The 24,109-nt window shown below is 61.1% G+C and carries 19 protein-coding genes; 7 read left to right on the plus strand and 12 right to left on the minus strand.

Annotated features, from left to right (window positions below; all coding sequences use genetic code 11):
- Positions 1-284: 284 nt before the first annotated feature.
- From HZ993_RS22970 to HZ993_RS22980, 3 genes are all read left to right on the plus strand, one after another.
- Entirely contained in the window at positions 285-2,513 is a 2,229-nt protein-coding gene (locus tag HZ993_RS22970; protein ID WP_209395009.1) for a DUF1631 family protein, read from the plus strand.
- Positions 2,514-2,678: 165 nt separating this feature from the next.
- Positions 2,679-4,340 (plus strand): energy-dependent translational throttle protein EttA, encoded by a 1,662-nt coding sequence (gene ettA, locus HZ993_RS22975; protein ID WP_209395010.1) that lies wholly within the window; start codon positions 2,679-2,681, stop codon positions 4,338-4,340.
- Between the two features lie 18 nt (positions 4,341-4,358).
- Positions 4,359-6,755, plus strand: a complete 2,397-nt coding sequence (locus HZ993_RS22980) for a DUF1631 family protein (RefSeq protein WP_209395011.1) — start codon at positions 4,359-4,361, stop codon at positions 6,753-6,755.
- An 89-nt stretch (positions 6,756-6,844) separates the two neighbouring features.
- Here the strand turns inward: HZ993_RS22980 and HZ993_RS22985 are convergent, their stop codons facing one another.
- Positions 6,845-7,363, minus strand: coding sequence for a flavin reductase family protein (locus HZ993_RS22985; protein ID WP_209395012.1), 519 nt, complete (start codon positions 7,361-7,363; stop codon positions 6,845-6,847).
- 151 nt (positions 7,364-7,514) lie between these two features.
- On the opposite strand from HZ993_RS22985, the gene HZ993_RS22990 reads away from it, so the two are divergent.
- The 3 genes from HZ993_RS22990 (at position 7,515) to HZ993_RS23000 (ending at position 10,542) form a co-directional block, all read left to right on the plus strand.
- Positions 7,515-8,315 carry a M14 family murein peptide amidase A gene (locus HZ993_RS22990; protein ID WP_245213739.1) on the plus strand — a complete coding sequence of 267 codons (801 nt, stop codon included), beginning with the start codon at positions 7,515-7,517 and terminating at the stop codon, positions 8,313-8,315.
- A gap of 41 nt (positions 8,316-8,356) precedes the next feature.
- Positions 8,357-9,850: an NAD(P)/FAD-dependent oxidoreductase gene (locus tag HZ993_RS22995; protein WP_209395014.1), complete on the plus strand. Its 1,494-nt coding sequence runs from the start codon at positions 8,357-8,359 to the stop codon at positions 9,848-9,850.
- A 164-nt stretch (positions 9,851-10,014) separates the two neighbouring features.
- Complete coding sequence (locus HZ993_RS23000) at positions 10,015-10,542, plus strand: GNAT family N-acetyltransferase (protein ID WP_209395015.1); 528 nt, start codon at positions 10,015-10,017, stop codon at positions 10,540-10,542.
- 187 nt (positions 10,543-10,729) lie between these two features.
- On the opposite strand, the gene HZ993_RS23005 is transcribed toward HZ993_RS23000, so the two are convergent.
- The 11 genes from HZ993_RS23005 to HZ993_RS23055 form a co-directional block, all read right to left on the minus strand.
- Entirely contained in the window at positions 10,730-11,023 is a 294-nt protein-coding gene (locus tag HZ993_RS23005; RefSeq protein ID WP_209395016.1) for a hypothetical protein, read from the minus strand.
- A 6-nt stretch (positions 11,024-11,029) separates the two neighbouring features.
- Entirely contained in the window at positions 11,030-11,773 is a 744-nt protein-coding gene (locus HZ993_RS23010; RefSeq protein WP_209395017.1) for an amino acid ABC transporter ATP-binding protein, read from the minus strand.
- Positions 11,774-11,836: 63 nt separating this feature from the next.
- Entirely contained in the window at positions 11,837-12,940 is a 1,104-nt protein-coding gene (locus HZ993_RS23015) for an amino acid ABC transporter permease (RefSeq protein ID WP_209395018.1), read from the minus strand.
- 7 nt (positions 12,941-12,947) lie between these two features.
- On the minus strand, positions 12,948-14,123 hold the full coding sequence (locus HZ993_RS23020) for an amino acid ABC transporter permease (protein ID WP_245213740.1): 1,176 nt from the start codon (positions 14,121-14,123) through the stop codon (positions 12,948-12,950).
- A gap of 3 nt (positions 14,124-14,126) precedes the next feature.
- On the minus strand, positions 14,127-15,158 hold the full coding sequence (locus tag HZ993_RS23025) for an amino acid ABC transporter substrate-binding protein (RefSeq protein WP_209395019.1): 1,032 nt from the start codon (positions 15,156-15,158) through the stop codon (positions 14,127-14,129).
- A gap of 120 nt (positions 15,159-15,278) precedes the next feature.
- Positions 15,279-16,919: a methyl-accepting chemotaxis protein gene (locus tag HZ993_RS23030; RefSeq protein WP_209395020.1), complete on the minus strand. Its 1,641-nt coding sequence runs from the start codon at positions 16,917-16,919 to the stop codon at positions 15,279-15,281.
- Between the two features lie 25 nt (positions 16,920-16,944).
- A complete protein-coding gene (locus HZ993_RS23035; RefSeq protein WP_209395021.1) occupies positions 16,945-17,682 on the minus strand; it encodes an amino acid ABC transporter ATP-binding protein in 738 nt (245 codons plus the stop codon).
- A gap of 21 nt (positions 17,683-17,703) precedes the next feature.
- Positions 17,704-18,372 (minus strand): amino acid ABC transporter permease, encoded by a 669-nt coding sequence (locus tag HZ993_RS23040; protein ID WP_209395022.1) that lies wholly within the window; start codon positions 18,370-18,372, stop codon positions 17,704-17,706.
- Position 18,373: 1 nt separating this feature from the next.
- Entirely contained in the window at positions 18,374-19,099 is a 726-nt protein-coding gene (locus HZ993_RS23045; RefSeq protein WP_209395023.1) for an amino acid ABC transporter permease, read from the minus strand.
- Between the two features lie 132 nt (positions 19,100-19,231).
- Positions 19,232-20,143, minus strand: coding sequence for a transporter substrate-binding domain-containing protein (locus tag HZ993_RS23050; RefSeq protein WP_209395024.1), 912 nt, complete (start codon positions 20,141-20,143; stop codon positions 19,232-19,234).
- Between the two features lie 237 nt (positions 20,144-20,380).
- Positions 20,381-22,243, minus strand: a complete 1,863-nt coding sequence (locus tag HZ993_RS23055) for a gamma-glutamyltransferase family protein (protein ID WP_209395025.1) — start codon at positions 22,241-22,243, stop codon at positions 20,381-20,383.
- Between the two features lie 176 nt (positions 22,244-22,419).
- Between HZ993_RS23055 and HZ993_RS23060 the strand changes: the two genes are divergently transcribed.
- Complete coding sequence (locus HZ993_RS23060) at positions 22,420-24,108, plus strand: long-chain fatty acid--CoA ligase (protein WP_245213741.1); 1,689 nt, start codon at positions 22,420-22,422, stop codon at positions 24,106-24,108.
- The last annotated feature ends 1 nt before the right edge of the window (position 24,109 follow it).

Raw genomic sequence — 24,109 nt, forward strand, 5'->3', positions numbered from 1 at the left:
GCCCATCCAGGGCGCTAGGGATATCGGCCTGTTCTGGTACCTGGGCACCAGATCAGTCAAAGGCAGATAGATTCAAAGGCGGGACGTTGGATGCAAATCCGGTATCCCCAGCAATGTGCTGACGTTGTGGGCAACTGAAGCACCGCAACAGCGCGTATTGTCGCACGTTGGCATCAACCACGCCCAAAAACCTGCAACATAGTGTTTCGTGGGTACGACTAAGGCCTGACAATGCCGGTAAAACACTGGTCATTGCGCTTTGCAACTGGGAGAATCTCCACACAATGAAAAAGTTCATGTTGCGAAGGCTGGGTGTTGCCCACGAACCCGGCAGTCAGAAGCCGTCCCTGCAGGATTGCATCGAGGCTGTGTTGGAGCAGAGCGATGCCCTCGCGGACGATGTGTTGTCCGGGTTGAAAGCTTCCCTGACACACACGCGTAGCAAGTCCGTGCAGGTGGTTCTCAACCCCTCGGCCAAACCCACCATTGAACGCCTCTATGCGGACGCCAGATCCTTCAAAGAGACTTTTGCCGACAAGTTGCGCCTGGCCCTCTACGGTGGCGACACGCTGCGCACCCAGGGCCAGCCGCTGCGGTTTGACGATTTCCAGTTTCTGGAAGAAGAGCAGATCGATGCCAATATTGAATTTGCGCTGACCCAGCAGGAGATTGCGTTGGCGGTGGACGATGCGCTACCTACCCTGAACGCGCTGATGAGCAGCCTGTTGGGGTGGATGACGGTGCAGCCGCACCTGAACCCGCTCAAGCCCGAGTCCTTTGTATATGCCTTGCGAGAATCCTTGCATGAGCATGTTCCCAGTGATGAGGCCCGCACGAGTCTGATGACGCCCGCGGCGGGCTTGTTGGGCATTGGCATGCGCCAACTCTACAAGGAGGTGTCCGAATGGCTGCGCTCCCAGGGTGTTGAGCCTGTTGGTCCCGTCCAGCACCAGGGCGCAGCCCATGGCTCACAAAAAACCGGTGAAAGCTCGGTCACTCGTACCTTACTGACGCTGGATAAGCTGCGACGCCTGCTGTCTGGCGAGCTGGACATGGGCCCGCTCAACGGCAATATCAAAGACTTCACGCACACCGTGCCGGCCTCGTTTGTGGCGCTGGAAGACATGAAGCTGATGGAGCCCATGATGAAACGCCTGGCGGAGCGGGCCAGCCAGGCCGCCGCGGCAGCGCCCAAGGCGTCGCCCAAGGACATGCTGGAGGTCGATCCATCGGAAACCAAGGACAAGTCCAAAAGCAAGAAACTGGGACGCGAGTTGGGCGAAGAGGTGGTGCGCATGATGCTGGACAACCTGGCACAAGACCACCGCATGTTGGGCGGCGTGCGCAAGAACCTCAAGCAGATGGAGCCGGTGCTGATCACGCTGTCGCAATCCGATGCGCGTTTTTTCAGCGAACGCCAGCACCCCGCCCGCCAGTTCATGGACAAGATGACCAGCCGCAGCCTGGCCTTTACGTCGGAAGACCAGCCCGGTTTTGCCCACTTTCAGAAAACACTGGAGAAGTCGGTCAACATACTGACCAATGGCCCGGGCGATGCATCCACCTTTGCCCAGGTGCTGAAGAAACTGGAGTCCGTCTGGGCCAAAGAAGAGCACGAGCAACGCCAGCGCGCCGAAGAGGCCGCGCGCGGCCTGTTGCATGCTGAGCAGCGCAACTTGCTGGCCTTGCGCCTGGCCGAGGATTTTGCCGAGCGCCTGAAGAACAAGAAGGTGCCCGACATCGTGGCCGCCTTCCTGCGGGGACCCTGGGCGCAGGTGGTGGCCGAGTCGCAGTTGAAATGCGCCGACGGCACGACCGATCCCGATGGTTACCTGGGCCTGGTGGACGACCTGATCTGGAGCGTGCAGCTCAAACTGGCCCGACGTAACCGCTCCCGCCTGGTGGACATGGTCCCCGGCATGCTGGTCAAGATGCGCCAGGGCCTGGGCCTGATTTCCTACCCCGAAGAACGTATACCGGTCTTTTTTGACGAGCTCATCACCTTCCATGAGCAGGCCTTTGAAGGCGCCCGCCCGGCTGCTACCGGGGAAACGCCCGAGCGGGCAACCGCTGCCGATATTGCGACCGTGGACAGCGTGGGCCTGCCGGTGGAGGAGTTCTGGATGGCCGAGCACGAGGCCAGCGACTCCGGGTTCCTGCAAGGCGGTGCAGAGCGGATACCGGAAGTCGAAGAGGACGAAGTGCCCGATCCAGCGGCGCAGATGGCCTGGAGTGCGCAGAATCTCATTACCGGCTCCTGGGTCGATCTGGCCCTGGGTGGCCAGTGGGTGCGTGCGCAGCTCACCTGGGCCAGCCCGCACAAAACCCTGTTCATGTTCATTTCGTCCGGTGGCATGGCGCATTCCATGTCCCGGCGCACCATGGACCGTTTGCGGGGGCTGGGCTTGATACGGCTGGTGTCGGACGGCCGGGTGATCGACCATGCGCTGGACGCCGTAGCCCAGGCTGCCCTGCGCAACGACGTCGAAAAGGCTGGCGGCGCGACCCAGTAATTGCCGATTTTGGCGGGCTGGGTTGCGGCGCAGTCGATAATACGGGCTATCCGAACGCTAAATCCGATTCGCAGTGGCGCAGGCGTTTAGCTGAACGGCGCCGCAGGTGTGGCCTATGGGCTCCCTGCAAACCTACTTTTTCTCTTACTTATTACCGGTAACCCCATGGCCCAATACGTTTTTTCCATGAACCGCGTCGGCAAGATCGTGCCGCCCAAGCGTCATATTCTGAAAGACATTTCCCTTTCCTTCTTCCCCGGCGCCAAGATCGGCGTGCTGGGTACCAACGGCTCCGGCAAGTCCACCCTGCTGAAAATCATGGCGGGTATCGACAAGGAAATCGAGGGCGAAGCCATCCCCATGGCTGGCCTGAACATCGGTTACCTGCCCCAGGAGCCCCAACTGGACCCGACCCAGACCGTGCGTGAAAGTGTGGAAGCTGGCATGGGCAAGGTGTTCGCCGCCAAGGCGCGCCTGGAAGAGGTTTACACAGCCTACGGCGCCGAAGATGCCGACTTTGACGCACTGGCCGCCGAACAGGCCGAGTTGGAAGCCATCATCGCCACCGCCGGCACCGACTCCGAACACCAATTGGAAATCGCTGCCGATGCGCTGCGCCTGCCCCCGTGGGACGCCAACATCGGCGTGTTGTCCGGTGGTGAAAAACGCCGCGTGGCCCTGTGCCGTTTGCTGCTGTCCAAGCCCGACATGCTGCTGCTCGACGAGCCCACCAATCACTTGGACGCCGAATCGGTGGACTGGCTGGAGCAGTTCCTGCAGCGTTACCCCGGCACCGTGGTGGCCATCACCCACGATCGCTACTTTTTGGACAACGCCGCCGAATGGATTCTGGAACTGGACCGCGGCTCCGGCATTCCGTACAAGGGCAATTACTCCGACTGGCTGACGCAAAAGGGCGCCCGCCTGGAAGCCGAGCAAAAGGGCGAAGAAGCCCGCGCCAAGGCCCTGAAGAAAGAATTGGAGTGGTCGCGCCAGAACCCCAAGGCGCGCCAGGCCAAGAGCAAGGCCCGTCTGGCCCGGTTTGAAGAATTGAGCGATTTCGAATACCAGAAGCGCAACGAAACCAACGAAATCTTCATCCCCGTGGCCGACCGCCTGGGCCATGAGGTCATCGAATTTGTTGGTGTCACCAAGTCCTTTGGTGACCGCGTGCTGATCGATAACCTGAGCTTCAAGATCCCCGCGGGTGCCATCGTCGGCATCATCGGCCCCAACGGTGCCGGTAAATCAACACTGTTCAAGCTGATCGCCGGCAAAGAACAACCGGACTCGGGCACCGTCAAGATCGGCCAGACCGTCAAGATGGCCTTTGTGGACCAGCACCGCGACGATTTGTCCAACGACAAAACCGTGTGGGAAGACGTGTCCGGCGGACTGGATATTTTGAACGTCGGCAAGTTCCAGATGGCCAGCCGCGCTTATTGCGGCCGCTTCAACTTCAACGGTGCGGACCAGCAGAAGAAGGTCGGCATGTTGTCCGGTGGTGAGCGTGGCCGTTTGCACCTGGCCAAGACGCTGATTGCAGGCGGCAACGTATTGATGCTGGATGAACCTTCCAACGATCTGGACGTTGAAACCCTGCGCGCGCTGGAAGACGCGTTGTTGGAATTCGCCGGCACCATGCTGGTCATTTCCCACGACCGCTGGTTCCTGGACCGTATCGCCACCCACATCCTGGCCGCCGAAGGCGACAGCCAGTGGACCTTCTTTGACGGCAACTACCAAGAGTACGAGGCTGACAAGAAGAAACGTCTGGGCGAAGAAGGTGCCAAGCCCAAACGTATGCGTTACAAGGCGCTCAAGTAAGCCTCTTCCAACCCGCCCATGCCACCCACAGCCGCCTCTAACGCGTCACCGCAATACCAGGCGCTGTACCGCGCCACGGTGCAGGAGGCTGCGGCCGGCGGGCACATGCTGATGGGCAAGCTGGTGGCGGCGGCCCGCCAGGGCCTGCAGGCCCGCGAAGCCGCCTGCCGCGACCTGCGCGAGCGTGACGCCCTGGCCCAATCGGGCAAGCAGTTGCGGTCCTGGGAGGCCAAACTGTGTGAACGTTACCCCCATGCGCTGCTGGAAGCCTTCACCCAGCCGCAAGCCGCTCGAAAGGCCGGCAGCCCCCTGGCCATTACCGATGTGGGTTTTGACGAGCTGGAGCTGATGGACGAGGTGCAGGTGTTGACCAGTGTCACACTGGCCCGCACCCAGCAGGTGGCCATGCTGGCGGCCGAGGCCAGTCTGGCCGAACTCAATACATTGATCTGCAGCACCCTGGGCTTGGGTGTGGTCAATGCCGAGCGCAACCCCCTGCGCCCCCAGGTTTACATCAACGCCCTGAAGGCAGTGGTGGAGCAGACCGGCCTGCCACCCGCCATGCAGCTGGACTGGCTCAGCGCCATGAGCACCACGCTGGGCCAGGAACTGCGGGCCATGTACACCCAGCTGTGCAACACCCTGCAATCCCAGGGTGTGGTGGCCGCCGGTTATATGGTGGTGCAGACGCCCAGTGCTGGCGGTGGTGGCGGGCAGGGCGTCGGGCGCGGCGTTGCACAAGATACCTATTTGGCCCCCAGTTTGCAAACACATACGGGTGCGCCAAACCCAGTGGGCGTTGCCCCATCCACCGCCCCGGCACCCCCGAGGGATGCTACGCTCTTGACCCTGGACAAGTTGCGCCGCCTGTTGTCGGGCGAGCTGGACGCGCCGCAGGCGCAGTTGTCGCCCATGGAGCAATTTGCACAACGGTTTTCCCGTGAGTTTGAGGCCGACGGTGCCCTGAGCCCTGAGCCCGCAGCAGAATTTGATGCCACCGTGCCCGCCGCACTGGAGGCGCTGAAGGAGATGAAACAGGTCGACGAGGTGGTGCAGCGTTTGCAACAGCGGCGCGGTACGGGCCCTGCGCCGGTGCAGGCGGGGGACGCCTCGGTCGAGGCGGTCCGGGCCCATTTGCGCAACCACGCACGCAGTGTGGGCCAGTCCTTGAGCCTGGAAGTCATCACGCTGATGGTGGACAACATCGCACGTGATGGCCGCCTGCTGGCCCCCGTGCAGCAACTGATACGCCAGCTGGAGCCGCCGCTGCTGCGCCTGGCCTTGGTTGACCCCCGCCTGTTCACCAACAAACAGCATCCAGCCCGGGTGCTGGTGCAAGAGGTGGCCGACCATAGCCAGGCCTATGCGTCGCCCCAGGCCAAAGGGTTTTCGGAGTTTGTGTCGGGCATTGGGCAAGCGTTTGCCATGCTCAACCAGTCGCCCATAGAAAGTGCCGAGCCTTTTGAGCAGGTGCTGCAGGTCTTGCGCGAGGAATGGAGCCATGCCCAGCAGCGCAACGAACGCCGCCGGGACGAAGCGGTGCAGGCACTGCAAAACGCCGAGGAGCGCAATGTGTTGGCTGAAAAAATTGCACGCGACATTGCGGCCCACCGCGATGCGGAGCGGGTGCCCGCGGTGGTACTGGATTTCCTGTGTGGGCCCTGGGCACAGGTTGTTGCGCAGGCGCGCCTGGCCGGGCCGGCCACGGCCGGTAGTGCTGCAGAAAAATACCAGTCGTTGGTATCGGCCCTGTTGTGGAGCACCCACCCTGACCTCAGCCGTAAAGACACCCCCAAACTCACCCGGCTGGTGCCACCCTTGCTGGGCACCCTGCGTGAGGGGCTGGAGACGATTCACTACCCCTCCACCAAAACCAGCGCCTTCTTCGAGGCCCTGATGGGGCTGCACCAGCGTGCCTTTCGTGCGGAGCACAAACCCGCAGTGCCAGAGGCGGAGCTGCCCAGCGGGCCGTCCAGTTCCGCGCGTGCCCCGCTGGTGGACGAGGGCAATCCCTGGGTGGCCCCCGAAGAGGCGCGCGCCTCGAACTTTATGGACATGCCGGATGCACCCGCGCAGGAGCCCGCCGCGCCACCCGATGGTGGTCAAGGTGGCGACTTGGCCACGGTACCTGCCGAACGGGGCAGCGCACCCGTCACGCTGAGCCTGGGTTGCTGGGTTGAGCTGCAGGTGCACGGCCAGTGGGTGCGTACGCAGCTGACCTGGATCAGCTCGCACGAATCCCTGTTTCTGTTTACCAACGCGGCGGGCGAGGCGCAATCCATGACCCGCCGCTCGCGCGACCGGTTGATGTCCAGTGGCCATCTGCGGGTGATATCCGGTGCGCCGGTGGTGGATGGTGCGCTCAATGCTGTGGCCCAAATGGCGATGCGCAACAGCGTCAACTCCACGTTCTAGCCAGATGCTTTGTAGCGTTTTGAGCCTCTAGACCCCGTATTTATTCAGTATATTGCTATATTATTTATAGCAAAGTCATTCCACATCGGTCAGAGCGGATGTTCTGCATAGAACTTTCCGCCATGGAACAAAAGCGGTGACGCGCCTGCGCGGTGGGCGCAGCGCTCCACCTCGCCGACAAAAATCACGTGGTCGCCTTCTTCATAGCGGCTGCGGTTGAAACACTCGAAGGTGGCGGCAGCACCCTGTAACAAAGGGGCGCCGCCCGAGCCGACTTCAAACTGCACACCCGAAAACCTGTCGGCGCCGCGGCTGGCGAACTGCTTGGCCAGGTCCTGCTGGTCGGCGCTGAGGATGTTGATGGCGTAGTGGGAGCCGGTGCTGAAGGCCGCCATGGAGCCGGCCGAGCGGGCCAGGCTCCACAACACCAGGGGTGGTGTCAGCGAGACCGAGTTGAAAGAATTGGCGGTCAGCCCGATAAAGGTACCCTGCGCATCGCGGGCCGTGACGATGGTCACACCGGTTGCAAACATGCCCAGCGCGTCGCGGAATTCGAGGGAAGAGAAATTGGGGGGGAGGGCCGCAGGCGGGCGAACTGTCGAAGGCATGGGCCCAATTTACCTGAAATTCATGACCTTTTGCCCGGCTAGGTCTAAGAAGCTGCGGCCTGCACGGCCCACCTACAATCCCGGAATGCACTTCAGAACCCTTTGCATCCTCCTGTTAGCTATCAATAGCGTAGCTTCCCACGCAATACCCATGCGGTCTTGCAAAGATTATTCGGCCAAGATACCCAACGTCAAACCGGCCCTGTGTGAAGCCGCGCAGCTGCAGGACAGCAAGGCCCGCTCGGTGCTGGGTCGCCCGATCTGGAGCCGCGACGTACAGGCCCAAGGTGCTCCGCTGCGCGTGCTGGTGCTCGGTGGCATCCACGGCGATGAGATGTCGTCCAGTTCCCTGGTCTTCCACTGGATTGCGCTGGCGCAGACGCCACCGTCCGATACGCCGGTGCCCATATCGTGGCGCTTCATCCCCACGCTTAACCCCGATGGCATGTTTGCCAAGCCGGCCCGGCGCGTCAACGCCCGGGGTGTGGACCTGAACCGTAATTTCCCCACGCCCAACTGGGCGCGGGATGCGCGCCACTACTGGGAGGAACGCACCCGCCGCGACCCGCGCCGCTGGCCTGGTACCCAGCCGCTGTCCGAGCCCGAGTCGCGGTTTTTGCTGGAACAGATCGACAACTTCAAGCCCAACCTGATCGTCAGTGTGCATGCGCCCTATGGTGTGTTGGACTTTGACGGCCCCTCCGTGCCACCCAGCCGCCTGGGGCGCCTCTACCTGGACCAGGTGGGCATCTTCCCCGGCTCCCTGGGCAACTACGGCGGCATCCACAAGGGTGTGCCCGTGGTCACCATTGAGCTGCCCAGCGCCTCGCGCACGCCACAAGAAGCCGAGATGCGCCAGATGTGGATGGACCTGTTGCGCTGGACCACGGAGCGCCTGGGTTCCAGCGCATCGACCACCCCCGCGTCACCCGACTTACCCAAGTCCCCGTAAAGGACTTGGGCGTCTCCCGGGGGGCGTGTTAAGTTTGGTCTATGCAACAAGCCCCCACACCCGTGATCGACGTGGCCATCGTCGGAGCCGGCTTTGGCGGTCTGTGCGCCGCCATCCGCCTGCGCGAAAGCGGCGTGGCGCAATCGGTAGTCATCCTGGAGCGCAGCCACGAGGTTGGCGGCACCTGGCGTGACAACATCTACCCGGGCTGCGCCTGTGATGTGCCGTCCCACCTGTATTCCTTTTCGTTTGCGCCCAACCAGCGGTGGACACGACCCTACCCACAACAACAGGAAGTGCAGGATTACATCTTGCGCGTGGTCGATGACTATGCACTGCGGCCATTGATCCGTTTCAACACCGAGGTGGCTGCCATGCGCTGGCTGGCCGCGCAGCGGTGCTGGCAGATAGAGATGGCGGGCGCGGGTGCGCCACTCTTGGCCCGCCATGTGGTGCTGGCGACCGGACCGCTGAACAAACCGGTGATTCCCAATCTGCCGGGCCTGGACAGCTTTGCAGGTGAAGCGTTCCACTCCAGCCAGTGGCGCCAGGGTGTCGATCTGAAAGGCAAACGCATCGCCGTGGTCGGCACGGGCGCCAGTGCGGTGCAGTTTGTACCTGAGATTGCGCCTGCTGCCGCGCATGTGACGGTATTCCAGCGCACGCCCGCCTGGGTGCTACCGCGCTGGGACAAGCCCTACGGCGCGGTCAAGCGTTGGGCCTATCGCCATGTGCCCCTTTTGCAGCGCCTGAGCCGCTGGCGGGTGTACTGGTTCAACGAGTTCGTGGGAATGGGGTTTATGGGCTCCGCGGCGATTCAGGGCATGCTCAAGCGCCTCTCCAACCACCATCTGCGCAGGCAGGTGGACAGTGCGGCCCTGCGTGAGGATTTGACGCCTAACTTCAACCCTGGCTGCAAGCGCCTGCTGATTTCCAACACCTGGTTTCCGGCACTGCAACGCCCCAACGTGCAACTGGTCACCCAAGCCGTGGGTGGCATAAGCCCCACGGGAGTGTTGGGGGCCGACGGCAAGCATTACCCCTGTGATGTGATCATTTGGGGCACAGGTTTCAAGGCCACGGAGTTTGTGGCACCCATGCAGATTTGTGGTGTTACTACGGATGGGGCAGGTCAGGCCGATGCGCCGGAGTTGGGTGCCGTGTGGCGCAGCAACCCGGCGGCCAGCCACTTGGGTATCACAGTGGCAGGTTTTCCGAATCTGTTTCTGCTGGTGGGGCCGAACACCGGGTTGGGCCACAACTCCATCATTTTCATGATCGAGTGCCAGGTGGACTACATCGTGCGGGCCCTGGGCAGTCTGCGGGATCACAAGCAGACCGTGCTGCAGTTGCGTGTGGATGTGCAGCGTGAAGAATACGCCGCTGTGCAGCAGAAGTTGAAGGGCACCGTGTGGTCCTCGGGCTGCAAGAGTTGGTACCAGCATGCGGATGGGCGCATCGACACGCTGTGGCCGGGGTATACGTGGGAGTACTGGTTGAGGACGCGGCGGTTTAGTCCGGCTAATTACGTTTGAAGCGGCGTGTTGTTGTGTGCGCTTCGCCCCAACGGGCCGGGTGGACGCAGGGCCTCAGAGGCGCTTCGCTTGCCAAGTCGGCCCTGCGCCCGCCCAGCCCGTTGGGGCTGCGGGTGTAGTGGGCACTGCTATCCTCGAAGGCACATTCACTTTTCTGGGTAGAGATGCAAATCGTTTCCGCTACGGTTGATGACGCGCGGCGTATTGCCGAGATCCATGTTGCCACCTGGCAGGCGGCGTATGTTGGCATCGTGCCGGCAGATTTTTTGGCAGGGCTTTCGGTCGACCAGCGCGAGGCCTATTGGCGCCAGGAGATACCATTGGGCAAGCAACAGGTGGCGTTGGCCAAGTTGGGCGACGCGGTGCTTGGCTGGGTGTCGTACGGCCCCAGTCGCGACGCGGATGCCTTGCCGGGTGCAGCCGAAATCTGGGCTATTTACGTAGCCCCCGAACATTGGTCTACCGGTGCGGGCCGCCAGCTGTGGTTGCATGCGCGGGCGCAATTGGTTCAGCAGGGTTTTCAGTCGGTCAGTCTGTGGGTGCTGGCAAACAACCGGCGCGCGATTGATTTTTATGACAAGGCGGGCTTCGTGCCCGACTTCGCCAGTACCAAACAGTTCACGCTGGGCGGCGCCACCCTGACCGAGATTCGTTACATCGCATCACTCCAGAATACCGCCGCAGCCGTATAACATGTAAGCAAAAAATGCCTCTAGCCCCCGTGAATGCTGGTAAAGTCGCTATTAATTAGATAGCGATTTGTAAACCTGTAACCCGTAGCCTCAAGGGCCAGGGTAGGGTTGGGGCCGACTTGGCAAGCGCAGCGCCTCTGAGGCCCCAACCCTACCCTGGCCCTTGGGGCGAAGCGCCTGAGCAGGCTCAGCCAGGAGTGGAAGTCTGCAACTCCCCCCGCGCCTTATCCACCCACACCTGCAGGTTATCCAGCAGCCCTTGCTGGCTGAAAGAGCAACTCTCTTCACTGAACAACGCACTGGATTCCAGCCGATCCATCAGCCCCAACAGCACCTCACCGTAGCGGGGTGGCAGCGTGTCCAGCAGTATGGTCTGGGCGCGGGACAAGTCGGACAGTGCATGGGGCGTCAAAGCGCCGCTGCGCAATTGACCCAGCGCACCTTGCAGGGCATCGAGTTGTGTGTGAGCGACCGCGGTCATAACAATTCAGTGCCCCAAAATCTTCGACAAGAAATCCCGGCTGCGTTCACTCTGCGGATTGTTGAAGAAATCGTGCGGGTTGTTCTGCTCCACGATCTGGCCCTGGTCCATAAAAATCACGCGGTCGGCCACGGCCTTGGCAAAACCCATCTCGTGGGTCACACAAATCATGGTGATGCCATGGCTGGCCATCTCAATCATCACGTCCAGCACTTCCTTGATCATCTCGGGGTCCAGCGCGCTGGTGGGCTCGTCAAACAGCATGATCTTCGGTCTAAGGCACAGCGCCCGCGCAATGGCCACCCGCTGCTGCTGACCGCCGGAGAGCTGCAGCGGGTACTTGTGCGCCTGCTCGGCAATACGCACGCGATTGAGCTGCTCCATGGCCTTTTCTTCGGCGTCCTTCTTGGGCATCTTGCCCACCCACATAGGCGACAGCGTCAGATTCTCCAGCACCGTCAGATGCGGGAACAGATTGAACTGCTGGAACACCATGCCGACCTTTTTGCGCACATCGTCAATCACCTTGACGTCATCGGTCAGCTCCACGCCGTCCACCGTCAAGTGGCCTTGTTGGTGTTCTTCGAGCCGGTTGATGCAGCGAATCAACGTGGACTTGCCGGAGCCCGACGGGCCGCAGACGACGATGCGCTCACCCTTGGCGACCGACAGGTCAATGTCGCGCAACACGTGGAAGCTGTTGCCGTACCACTTGTTGACTTTGTCGAAGGTGATGATGGATTCGGACATGGTGATCTTAATCAGTTGAGGACAGAGCTTGCCCGCTGCGCGTGCTGCGGACTGTCCCGCAAGTTATCTAAGTCTGGACCTATTGACCTGCTTCTCGACCCAGCGGCTGTAGCGCGACATGGAGAAACAGAAGATGAAATAGATGGACGCGATGAACAGGTAGCCTTCGATCTTGAAAGGCCGCCAGTCGGCGTCGGAGTTCAGTGCCAGGCCCATGGCGCCCGTCAGCTCGTACAGGCTGACGATGGTTACCAGCGATGTGTCTTTGAACGTGGAGATGAAGTTGTTCACAATGCCCGGCACCACCATGGCCAGCGCCTGCGGCAACACGATCTTGCGTTGTGTTTGCCAGTACGACAGCCCCAATGTGGCGGCCGCCTCAACCTGGCCCTTGGGTATGGCCTGAAGGCCACCGCGAATGACCTCGGCCATGTAGGCCGCAGCGAACAGTGTGATGCCCACCAACACCCGTATCAGCACATCAATGGTGAAGCCCTGGGGCATGAACAAGGGGAACATGAAGGACGCCATGAACAGCACCGAAATCAACGGCACGCCGCGGATCAACTCCACATACACCGTGCATACGCTGCGGATGGCCGGCATGCTGGAGCGCCGCCCCAGCGCCACCACCAGCGCAATGGGGAAGGCCATGGACATGGACAGCGAGGCCAGCAGAAGGGTCAGCGGCAAGCCACCCCAGCGGTCGGTCTCCACCCGGCTCAGGCCCAGCACACCACCGAACATGACAGTGAAAAACACGCCCAGCGCGGCCATCCACAGAATGGCCAGCCAAGGCTTCCAGAAGGCGCGTGTGCAACTGGCCACCAGCAGGGCCACCATCAGCAGCGTGGCCACCAGCGGGCGCCATTGTTCTTCAAACGGGTAGCGACCAAACAGGATCAGGCGGTATTTTTCGGTGATGACACCCCAGCAGGCACCTGCGCCATCCACCCGGCAGGCATCGGCATTGGGCTCCCACACCGCCCGCAACACGGTCCAGCCCAGTACATGGGGCAGCATCCACAGCAGCAGGCCACCCAGTACCAGGGTTCCAACCGTGGTTTGCCAGTTGCCAAACAGGTTGGCGCGCATCCACGGCAGCAGGCCGTCGGAGTTGACGGGCGCAGGGCGTGCCGGGATGGGTTGAAAGGTCTGTCCAGACATAGGGGTGTCAACGTTCCTGGATGGCCGCGCGGGCGTTGTACCAGTTCATCAGCAAGGATGTGGCCAGCGAGGTGCTGAGGTAGACCAGCATGATGACGGCAATACATTCCACGGCGCGGCCGGTCTGGTTGATGGCCGTGTTGGCAATCGACACCACATCGGGGTAACCAATGGCCACCGCGAGCGACGAGTTTTTGGTCAGGTTCAGGTACTGGTTGGTCATGGGCGGGATGATGACCCGCAGCGCCTGGGGCAGCATCACCAGCCGCATCTCCTGCATGGGGCTCAGGCCCAGGGCGCCCGCGGCTTCGGCCTGGCCGCGGGGCACGGACTGTATGCCCGCGCGCACCACTTCGGCCACAAAAGCCGCGGTGTAGACCGTCAGGCCCAGCAGCATGGACAGAAACTCGGGTGTTAATGCGCCACCGTTTTCAATCGCAAACTCGCCTTGCTTGGGGCTGTCAAAGTCTGTGGGTGCACCACCCAGCAGCCAGCCCAGAACACCAGTCACCAGTACGATGGCCAGCGGTTTCCAGAACATGCTGGTGGGCCGGCCGGTGCGCTCAAACGCACGTATGGCGTATTGGCGCTGCCACCAGGCCAGCACCACGCCAGCCAACAGGCCCCAGGCCGCCCAGGCATGGCCGGTGGCCCAGATGGGGATGGGGAAATTCAGCCCACCTTTGCTCAGATACAAAGGGCCCAGGATCAGCGGCTCGGTGGAGGCGGGCAACAGCTCGGTGAACAGCAGGTACCACATCAGCAGCTGCAGCAGGATGGGGATGTTGCGAAACACTTCGATGTACACACTGCACAGGCCGCGCACCAGCGCATTGCGGGAGAAGTGGGCAATGCCAATCAGCGTGCCCAACACGGTGGTGAGGGTGATGCCCAGCACCGCCACCCGCAGAGTGTTGGTCAGCCCGATCAGGAAAGCGCGCCAATACGCCTCGCCCGAATCAAAGGGGTAGAGGCTTTCGCCGATGTCAAAACCGGCCGCGCTGGTCAGAAAATCGAAGCCACTCTGTATGCCCCGAATCCGCATATTGGTGGCGGTGTTGTGGGCCAGAAACCAGAGGGCCAGGCCCAGAGCCGAGACCACCAGGATTTGGTACACCAGGCCCCGAAAGGCCTGGCTGCGCCAGGAAATTTTTTTCTTGCCTGGCGGGGCTTGCCGGCTCACGGTTTAACGCACGGGAAAGGCGTACATGATGCCGCCCTTGTTCCACAGGTTGTTCAGACCGCGGGGCAGTTGCAGGGCCGATTTGGGGCCTACATTGCGTTCAAAAATTTCGCCATAATTACCGGTGGTCTTGATGGCGCGGGCCAGCCATTCCTTGTCCAGGCCCAGCAGTTTGCCGGTGTCTTCGGTGGTGCCCAGCATGCGGCCCACCACAGGGTCCGGGCTGGTTTTCATGGCATCCACATTGGCCTGGGTCACACCATACTCTTCGGCTTCGATCAGGCCGTAGACCACCCATTTGACAATGGCAAACCATTCGTCGTCACCGCGGCGGACCAAGGGCCCCAGGGGTTCTTTGGAGATGATTTCAGGCAGGATGACGTGGTCAGCAGGATTTTTGGCCGACTTGTTGCGCACCGATGCCAGGCCCGACGCGTCGGTGGTGTAGGCAATGCAACGGCCAGAGAAGTAAGCGCCTTCCACGGCTTCGAGTTTTTCAAACACCACGGGTTTGACGTTCAGGCCATTGGTCTTGGAGTAGTCGGTGAGGTTCTTCTCGGTGGTGGTGCCGGACTGCACACACACGGTCTGGCCTTTGAGCTGCTTGGGGCTCTTGATCTTGCTCTTGACTGGCACCATGAAACCCTGGCCATCGTAGTAGGTGACAGCGGTCTGGCTCAGGCCCAGCGATGCGTCGCGGGTCAGGGTGAAGGTGGTGTTGCGCGACAACACGTCGATTTCACCGGACTGCAGTGCCGTGAAGCGGGCTTGTGCGGGCAGGGGTACATACTTAACCTTCTCTCCATCGCCCAATACGGCGGCGGCAATGGCGCGGCAGATGTCGGAGTCCAGGCCATTCCATTTGCCATTGGAGTCTGCAGCAGAGAAACCGGCCAGACCCGTATGTACACCGCAAATCACCTGGCCACGGGCCTTGATGCCGTCCAGCGTTTTGCCAGCGTGTGCGGGCGCAGCCCACGCCAGGCCCAGTGATGCGACCAGGGTCGCGACGGTTTTTACAGTATTCAGTTTCATCTACAAGTACTCCAGTAGTAAAGAACAAAAAGCAAAAGCAGTTTACGCTGACACCGTGGTCCAAAGCCCTATAACCCTATGCGGCTGCGGCCTAGGGCTCCGTCGCCCGCCTTTGGTTGTTCAGGAAGACAACAAGCGTTGTGTGGGGCGCGCGATGTTTGTGCTTGCCTGGCTGCTGGTGTAGCCGGGTTCGTCGCGGCTGAGCCGGAAGGTGCTCACAATGTGTGTGAGGTTGCGGGCCTGGTCTTTGAGGTTCTCGGACGCGGCGGCGCTTTCCTCCACCATGGCAGCGTTCTGTTGCAGCGTGTCATCCAGCTGCGTGACGGCGTTGGAGATAGAGCCTATGCGGCCACTTTGTTCACCCGTGGCCACTGCGATTTCACCCACAATGGTGGAGACGTCTTTCACCGACTGCACCATGTCCTGGATGATGCTGCCGGCCTGGGCGACCAGGGCGGTGCCGGCTTCCACCTGTTCGGTACTGTTGCCGATCAGGGTCTTGATCTCTTTGGCCGATGCGGCGGCGCGCCCAGCCAGGCTGCGCACCTCACTGGCCACCACCGCAAAACCACGGCCTTGTTCACCGGCCCGTGCGGCTTCCACAGCAGCGTTCAGCGCCAGGATATTGGTCTGGAAGGCAATGCCATCAATGACACTGATGATGTCCGCAATCTTGCGCGAACTGGCGCTGATGTCGTCCATACGCTGCACCACCTTGTTGACGACCTCGCCACTGCGGGTGGCTGTCTCGGACGCTGCCGCGGCCAGGCGGTTGGCGTTGCGGGCGGAGTCGGCACTTTGTTCTACCGTACCGTTCAGATTTTCCAGATTGGTCGCCGCGGATTGCAGGTTGTGCGAGGCCACCTCGGTGCGTTGGCTCAGGTCCAGCGTGGCGCTGGCCACCTCGGCGCTAGAGGATTCGATGTTGTTTGCCGTGACACTGATATTGCTGACCAGCTGGCGCAGCTTGTCCTGCATGGTTGAAATGGCCTCCAGCAGGCGACCCGTTTCATCGTTGATGCGGACCTCTACCGCGGATGTCAGGTCACCGGCTGCAATGCGTTCAGCCACCACCACCGCACGGCCTATGGGTGCCGTGATGCTGAGGGTGATGCGCCAGGCGATCAGCGCACCCAATGCCAAGGCCACGGCGACCAGCACCACACCGGTGACCAGGGCCTGGGCCTGTGTTTGTTCGGCCAGCTGGGTGGCTTCCTGGCTGCGCGCGTATTGCAGCTCAACCATGCCAGCGAGTTTTTTGTTCCAGGCCAGCTCGCCAGGGTTGGCGCGCACCATCACGGTCATATTGGCTGCGACGGCATCACCTTCCAGGGCCTGGGTGGCCGCCTGCTGCAGCTCGGGGCCGGTTTTTTTGGCAATGGCCTCGATCTCCTGCATCAGGGCCTGCTCAGCCGGATTGGTTTCCCCGGTTTGTACCAGTGCCGACAGTTCCTTTTCTTGCACTGCGTAGCGCTTGAGCGATTCATCCAGCTGTTTGCTTTGTTCCTTGGACCGGGCCGCATCTACGGCGTCCAGCATGACCACCGAACGGGCTTGTATGCCCAGGGCGTTGACGCTGGCCAACATGGCGTTGGCCAGTTTGGTCTTGGTGGCGTTCACCCCGGTAATCTCCTGCATGCGTTTTTGCACCGCCTTGGCAGAAATTTGACCCACCACCGCAACGGCAATGAGCAGGATCAGAATGCCTCCAAACCCGAAGGTCAATCGTGTGGAGATGGATCGGTGGGTGGCGCTTGGCATGGATGGTGATCCTGGGACTGGCTGCTTAGTGCTGGAGAATCTTGCTCAGGAAGTCTTTGGTACGGGGCTGGCGGTTTTCAGGATGGTTGAAAAACTCATCCTTGGAGCAATCTTCCAGAATCTTTCCACCCACATCAATAAAGATGACCCGGCTGGCCACCTTGCGGGCAAAGCCCATCTCGTGGGTCACCACCATCATGGTCATGCCTTCTTTGGCCAGGGTCACCATCACGTCCAGCACCTCACCCACCATCTCAGGGTCCAGCGCAGAGGTGGGTTCGTCAAACAGCATGACGATGGGGTCCATGGACAGGGCACGGGCAATAGCCACACGCTGCTGCTGGCCGCCCGAAAGCTGGCCTGGGAACTTGTCCTTGTGTGCCATCAGGCCCACACGGTCCAGCATTTTCAGACCCCGGACCTTGGCCTCGTCGGCCGAGCGGCCCAGCACCTTGATCTGGGCGATCGTCAGGTTCTCGGTCACGCTCAGGTGGGGAAACAGCTCAAAGTGCTGGAACACCATGCCGACCTTGCTGCGCAGCTGGGGCAGGTTGGTGGTGGGCGCCTGCAGCTCGGTGCCATCGACAAAAATTTTGCCCTGTTGCACCGGCTCCAGGCCGTTGACGGTTTTGATCAGTGTGGATTTGCCAGAGCCCGAGGGGCCGCAAACCACCACCACGTCGCCCTTGGAGATGGTGACCGAACAGTTGTTCAGAACCTGGACCGGGCCGTACCACTTGGAGATGTTGTCAATCTTGATCATGTTTGAATGCAGTCGAAAGGGTTAGCGGATGATGGCAATCTTGTTTTGCAGGCGCTTGACCAGCACCGACAAACCAAAACACACCACAAAATACACGATGGCAGCCAGGATATAGGCTTCCTCGGGGCGGCCGTAGATCTTGCCGGCGGTCACAAAGCCCTTGAGCAGGTCATAAGCGCCAATGGCGTAGACCAGCGAGGTGTCCTGGAACAGGATGATGGTTTGGGTGAACAGCACCGGCAGCATGTTGCGAAAGGCCTGGGGCAACACTACATAACGCATATTCTGCGAGTAGGTCATGCCCAGCGCCTGCCCGGCATACACCTGGCCGCGTGGGATGGACTGGATACCGGCACGCATGATCTCGCTGAAGTACGCGGCTTCAAAGGCGATGAAGGTGATGGTGGCCGACAGTTCCGCACCCACGGGGCGCCCGGTGATCAGCGGCACCAGCAGGAAGAACCACAGAATCACCATGACCAGCGGCACGCTGCGCATGCCGTTGACGTAGAACGTGGCAACCATGGCCAGTGGCTTGTTGCCCGACAGGCGCATCAATGCCAGGATGGTGCCGAACAAAATGCCGCCCAGTGTGGCAACAATGGTCAGGTTGACGCTGAACATGAAACCACCCAGCACAAACTTGCTGATGATGTCCCAGTTGACGAAGGTAAGGTCGAGGCCGCCCATGTCAGTGCCCCCCGCCTGTGCCACCCGCGACCACATAGCCCGGGATTTGTACTCTCTTCTCAATAAAACTCATGATGCGGTTCACTGCAAAAGCTGAAATAGCATAGAGGCCGGTCACAGCAATGTAAATTTCGATGCCCCGCGAGGTTTCTTCCTGAGCCTGCATTGCAAACATGGTCAGCTCGGCAATGGACACCGCAAACGCCACGGACGAATTCTTCAGCAGGTTCATGGACTCACTGGTCAGCGGCGGCAGGATGATGCGAAACGCCATCGGCAAAATCACATAGCGGTAGGTCTGCATCGTGGTGAAACCCATGGCCATGCCCGCGTAGCGCTGGCCCTTGGGCAGCGACTGGATACCGGCACGCACCTGCTCGGCGATACGGGCTGAGGTAAAAAAGCCCAGCGCAAACACCACCAGCACAAAACTGGGAACGCCCTGCATCACAGGGAATATCTTGGGCAACACGAAGTACCACAGGAAAATCTGCACCAGCAGCGGTATGTTGCGAAACAGCTCCACCCACACATTGGCCAGACGCACCAGCCAGGGGCTGTTGGGCAAGGTGCGCATGGTGCCAACCAATGCACCGACCACCATGGCAACGACCCAGGCGCCCGCGGCGACGGACACCGTCCAGCCCCAGGCGTCCATCATCCACTGCAGGTAGGTTCTCCCGCCACTGCCGTCGTCATTGAGAAATACCTGCCAGTCCCACGCCATAAAACACTCTCCAGATCAAGAAAATCGGTGCTTGCAGGGCACATGCCCTGCATTACCTGCAATTGCTTTCGCTTGCAAGAAGCCCGCAGCAGCGTGTGCTGTTGCGGGCTTTTTGCAGATTGTCAGCGAGGATTACTTCTTGGCGTAATCTTCCATAGGCTTGTCATTGGGGTTAGCCCAGGCCGCTTTGGTGCTTTCGCTGGCGGCGTAACCCACACGGGTGTTCTTCGGAGGGATGGGCTGCATGAACCACTTGTCCCACAGCTTGGCGAGTTCGCCCGACTTGGCCAGTTCCTTGATGGTGTCATCGCCCACCTTCTTGAAGGCAGCGTCGTCCTTGCGAACCATGATGGCGATGGGCTCAACGCTCAACACCTCACCGACGATCTTGAAATCAGCCGGGTTCTTGGCCGTGGCGATGTTGCCGGCCAGGATGGCACCATCCATCACAAAGGCTTCAGCACGGCCGGATTCCAGCAGCAGGAAGCTGTCGGAGTGGTCCTTGCCCATGACTTCCTTGAAGTCGATACCGGTTGCGCGTTCGTTCTTGCGCAGGGTCTGCACCGATGTGGTGCCCGTGGTGGTTGCCACGTTTTTGTCTTTCAGCTGGGCAACCGATGTGATGCCGGAGTTGGCCTTGACCGCAATGCGCACTTCTTCCACGAAGGTGGTGGGCAGGAAGGCCACGTCTTTTTGGCGGGTGGCGTTGTTGGTGGTGGAGCCGCACTCAATATCCACGGTACCATTTTGCACCAGGGGGATGCGGTTTTGTGACGTGACGGGCTGGTACTTGACTTCCAGCTTCTTGCCGACGGCCTTTTCCAGATTGGCGATGACGCGGTTGCAAACTTCAACGTGGAAGCCGGTGTACTTGCCGTCGCCCAAGGTGTAGGACAACGCGCCCGACGAATCGCGCACACCCATGGTGATGACGCCCGAGGCCTTGATCTTGGCCAAGGTGTCCACCGCTTGTGCGGCAGCGCCCAGGGGGAACAAGGATGCAGCAAGAGTCGCCGCAGCGATGGCAAACAAATGTTTCTTCATGTGTCGTTTCCTAATAGTCTTCGGTTGATATTCAATCCAGGCCAAATTGCTGCTCGCGTTGTGAACTGCGGGACAACACTGTGATGTTACGACTTTGTACCTCGTCGAACACATGGGTTTACACGGGGACTTCATGCAAAGAATGCATGGGGCAATACGCGGCGGTCTTTGTCTAGCACAGATGCATGGTCGCAATTTCCATGCCGCAAAGCCAACACATGGAATGGCATTGGGCGATCAGTCTCCACGTACCACGCCTTCACGCCGGGGGTCAGCTCCACCGAACCACCCCGTACCACCGCCAGATGCAGCGTTGAGGTTGGCGCGCCCAATGGCTTGCAGCCCGCTGACCATGGTTTGTTCCCGCACATCGTGGCCACGCGCTTTGAGGGCATCCACGGTTGTTGGGGGGAAGCGTTTTTCCTCCAGCAGCGTAGGGGCTCCGGCTGCGCCAAAGTTGGGCAGGTTGATGGCTTGTTGCGCGTTCAAACCCCAGTTGAGCATGCCGTACACCGTTTTGGCGGTGAAGTGGATGATCAACGCGCCACCCGGGCTGCCGCCCGTCAGGACCACCTTGCCGTTGGACTTGTCAAACACCAGGGTCGGGCTCATCGAACTGCGGGGGCGCTTTCCGGGCTGCACCCGGTTGGCGGTGGGTTTGCCCGTCGCATCGTTGGGGTTGTAGTTGAAATCGGTCAGCTCGTTGTTCAGCAAAAATCCGCCGCCTGCGGTGGTGCTGCCGGGGTTGACCATTTGCCGCGCACCAAAAGCGGCTTCAATGGTGGTGGTCATCGACAAGGCATTGCCGTAGCCGTCGACGATGCTGATGTGGCTGGTGCCGTATTCGGGCTGATCCGTCGCATGTCCGAACGCGGTTTTGATACCTGCAGGGGTGCCAGGCTTGGCATCACCTTTCATGCTGGTTCCAGTGATGCGAAGCGCGCGTTCGGCGAGATAGGCGGGCGCCAGCATGGTGCCCCAGTTGCCCCCAATCTTTCCGTCAGGGGCTGGTACGAAATCCGGGTCACCGAGGTACAGGCCGCGGTCTGCAAAGGCCAGGCGCGAAGCTTCGGTATAGAGGTGCAGCCATTCAGGGCCTGGCAAACCGTCAGCCCCTAGCCGGAAGTTGCCGGCCTGTGTGTGAGCCAGCGTGCCCAAAATCTGGCCTACCGCAACCATGCCGGACGATGGCGGCGGCATACCGCAGATGGCATAGTCTTTGCCGGTGCTGGCTTTGTAGTCCATGCATATCGGGTCGCGCTTTTTGGCGGTGTAGCCGGCCATGTCGGCCAGGGTCAGTTTGCCGGGGTTGGTCGGGTGTTTTTGCACCTTGTCAACGATGGCTTGTGCGATGGCGCCCTCATGCAGGGCTTTGCTGCCCTCAGCGGCCATACGCTTGAGAACATCTGCATAGGCCTGGTTGCGCAGGTTGAAGCCCACGTCGCGGGCCTCGCCGTCGGGTTTGAAGAAATAGGCCAGGGCAACCGGGTCTTTCTTCAGATGTGCGTCGGCTTTGACCAGTGTATTTAAGCGCGGGCTGACTTTGAAGCCGCCTTCGGCCAATGTTATGGCGGGCTCAAACAGTTTGGCCCAGGGCAGCTTGCCGTGTTGCTTGTGCGCCATCTCCAGCATCCGCATGGCGCCGGGCACGCCAACAGAGCGACCACCGACCAGGCCGTCGTCAAACGCCATCGGTTTGCCATCCTTCATGAACAGGTTTTCATCGGCAGATGCGGGTGCCGTTTCGCGGCCATCAAAGGCTTCGGTTGTCCGGCCGTCGTGGTGCAGCAAAAACGCGCCGCCCGCAATGCCGCTGGACTGCGGCTCCACCAGGCCCAGCACCAGTTGCACCGCAATGGCCGCGTCCACCGCGCTGCCGCCGGCCTTGAGCACCTGGTAGCCCGCGTCGGTGGCCAACGGGTTGGCAGCTGCCACGGCAAATTGGGCCGTGGCCCAGCCCGGTTTTCGGTCAATGCCCGACGCGCCTTCTGGCTGCGCAAAGGGCTGGTAACTGAAGTTGCTCGGCCCCGATGCACAGGCGGCCAGCAGCGTGGCAACGGCAAGGGTGGATAGGGCAAAGCTGCGGCGGCGAAGTGTCATGGGTTTCTCCTGGCGTTGTCGGATAGTACGACGACGTGGCGGATCAAACAAATGGGCGTGTCGCCGACAGGGGGGTCGCGCACGCGACTGAAATGGCGCTTTCTGGGGGGCTACCCGGATGCGGCAGGGGCTTTCGGGCAGTAGGCTCACACCGACGTTTCTACCAAGGAGTTTCGGTGCGCGCCCATTACACGTTCTGGCCCAAGCGGCTGCCCCATGCCATCACCCCGCCTGCGACATCGTTGTGGGACAACCTGGAAACCAGCGCCCGCCGTTACCCGGACAAGGCCGCCCTCGTGTTCTTCGGTACCGTGTTGACCTATGCCGATTTGCTACAAAAAGCAGAGCGACTAGCCCAGTGTTTACGGGGGCTAGGGGTCAAAAAAGGTGACAGGGTTGTGCTGTGTATGCAAAACTGCCCGCAGCTGGTCATTGCCCATTTTGCGATCCTGCGGGCCAATGCGGTGGTGGTACCCGTCAACCCCATGAACCGTGCCGAGGAGCTGAAGCACTACATCACCGACCCCGATGCGCGTATTGCCATCACCACCGCCGACCTGGCGGCCGAGCTGGCCCGTGCCAGCGACGCGCTGGATGCCAAGGACCGGCTGAGCCACTTGATCACCACACAGTTTGCCGATGCCTTTGACTCCGATGTGGTGGGCGACGACGCACCACCCGCTGCCTGGAGCCAGTGGCTGCTGGGCCGCCACCGCCCACCCGCGATGTTGGGCGGCCAGGTGCTGGAGTGGAGCCAGGCCCTGGCTGCAGGTGGTGAACTGCCCGCGTTGGAAGTCGGCCCGGCCGACCTGGCCCTGTTGCCCTATACCAGTGGCACCACCGGCCTGCCCAAGGGCTGCATGCACCCCCACAGCAGCATCATGCACAACGCCGTGGCCAGTGGCATGTGGGGCAATGGCTCGGCCGAAAACGTGGTGTTGGTGGTGGTGCCCATGTTCCATATCACCGGCATGGTCAGCATCATGCACACCAGCATTCGGGCTGGGGCCACCATGGTGGTGATGCCCCGCTGGGACCGCGACCTGGCCGGGCGATTGATCTCGCGCTGGAAGGTGACGCACTGGACCAATATCCCCACCATGGTGATCGATCTGCTGGCCAGCCCCCACTTTGCCAGCTACAACCTGTCCAGCCTGGTCTACATCGGCGGCGGTGGCGCGGCCATGCCCCAGGCCGTGGCCCAGCGGCTGCTGGAGCAGTTTGGCCTGCGCTACATCGAAGGTTACGGACTGACCGAAACCGCCGCCCCCAGCCACAGCAACCCGCCCGATGCGCCCAAGCAGCAGTGCCTGGGCATTCCTTTTATGGGCACCGATGCCCGCGTCATCGACCCCGACACGCTGCAGGAAATGCCGGTGGGCGAGGCCGGTGAAATCATCATGCATGGCCCCGAGGTGTTTAACGGTTACTGGAAACGGCCAGACGCCACGGCCGCCGCTTTTATCGAGATCGACGGCAAACGTTTCTTCCGCTCCGGTGACCTGGGGCGGGTGGATGAAGACGGTTATTTCTTTCTGACCGACCGGCTCAAACGCATGATCAATGCATCGGGCTTCAAGGTCTGGCCGGCCGAGGTGGAGGCGCTGATGTACCGCCACCCGGCTATTCAAGAGGCCTGCGTCATCTCCACACCCGACAGCTACCGGGGTGAATCCGTCAAGGCGGTGGTGGTGCTACGCTCCACACACAAAGACCTGGTGACCGAGCAGGGCATTGTGGACTGGTGCCGTGAGAACATGGCGGTCTACAAAGTGCCGCGCGTGGTGCAGTTTGTTGATGCACTACCCAAGAGCGGTGCCGGCAAGGTCATGTGGCGCACATTACAGGAAGCAGAAGGGACGTAAT

Source organism: Rhodoferax sp. AJA081-3 (assembly GCF_017798165.1).
Lineage (GTDB): Bacteria > Pseudomonadota > Gammaproteobacteria > Burkholderiales > Burkholderiaceae_C > Allorhodoferax.

What these genes read in the sequence shown, in the direction of transcription:
- HZ993_RS22970 (WP_209395009.1), top strand. Translation starts at nt 285, where the DNA reads ATGAAAAAGTTCATGTTGCGAAGGCTGGGTGTTGCCCACGAACCCGGC.
- ettA (WP_209395010.1), top strand. Translation starts at nt 2,679, where the DNA reads ATGGCCCAATACGTTTTTTCCATGAACCGCGTCGGCAAGATCGTGCCG.
- HZ993_RS22980 (WP_209395011.1), top strand. Translation starts at nt 4,359, where the DNA reads ATGCCACCCACAGCCGCCTCTAACGCGTCACCGCAATACCAGGCGCTG.
- HZ993_RS22985 (WP_209395012.1), bottom strand. Translation starts at nt 7,363, where the DNA reads ATGCCTTCGACAGTTCGCCCGCCTGCGGCCCTCCCCCCCAATTTCTCT.
- HZ993_RS22990 (WP_245213739.1), top strand. Translation starts at nt 7,515, where the DNA reads ATGCGGTCTTGCAAAGATTATTCGGCCAAGATACCCAACGTCAAACCG.
- HZ993_RS22995 (WP_209395014.1), top strand. Translation starts at nt 8,357, where the DNA reads ATGCAACAAGCCCCCACACCCGTGATCGACGTGGCCATCGTCGGAGCC.
- HZ993_RS23000 (WP_209395015.1), top strand. Translation starts at nt 10,015, where the DNA reads ATGCAAATCGTTTCCGCTACGGTTGATGACGCGCGGCGTATTGCCGAG.
- HZ993_RS23005 (WP_209395016.1), bottom strand. Translation starts at nt 11,023, where the DNA reads ATGACCGCGGTCGCTCACACACAACTCGATGCCCTGCAAGGTGCGCTG.
- HZ993_RS23010 (WP_209395017.1), bottom strand. Translation starts at nt 11,773, where the DNA reads ATGTCCGAATCCATCATCACCTTCGACAAAGTCAACAAGTGGTACGGC.
- HZ993_RS23015 (WP_209395018.1), bottom strand. Translation starts at nt 12,940, where the DNA reads ATGTCTGGACAGACCTTTCAACCCATCCCGGCACGCCCTGCGCCCGTC.
- HZ993_RS23025 (WP_209395019.1), bottom strand. Translation starts at nt 15,158, where the DNA reads ATGAAACTGAATACTGTAAAAACCGTCGCGACCCTGGTCGCATCACTG.
- HZ993_RS23030 (WP_209395020.1), bottom strand. Translation starts at nt 16,919, where the DNA reads ATGCCAAGCGCCACCCACCGATCCATCTCCACACGATTGACCTTCGGG.
- HZ993_RS23035 (WP_209395021.1), bottom strand. Translation starts at nt 17,682, where the DNA reads ATGATCAAGATTGACAACATCTCCAAGTGGTACGGCCCGGTCCAGGTT.
- HZ993_RS23040 (WP_209395022.1), bottom strand. Translation starts at nt 18,372, where the DNA reads ATGGGCGGCCTCGACCTTACCTTCGTCAACTGGGACATCATCAGCAAG.
- HZ993_RS23045 (WP_209395023.1), bottom strand. Translation starts at nt 19,099, where the DNA reads ATGGCGTGGGACTGGCAGGTATTTCTCAATGACGACGGCAGTGGCGGG.
- HZ993_RS23050 (WP_209395024.1), bottom strand. Translation starts at nt 20,143, where the DNA reads ATGAAGAAACATTTGTTTGCCATCGCTGCGGCGACTCTTGCTGCATCC.
- HZ993_RS23055 (WP_209395025.1), bottom strand. Translation starts at nt 22,243, where the DNA reads ATGACACTTCGCCGCCGCAGCTTTGCCCTATCCACCCTTGCCGTTGCC.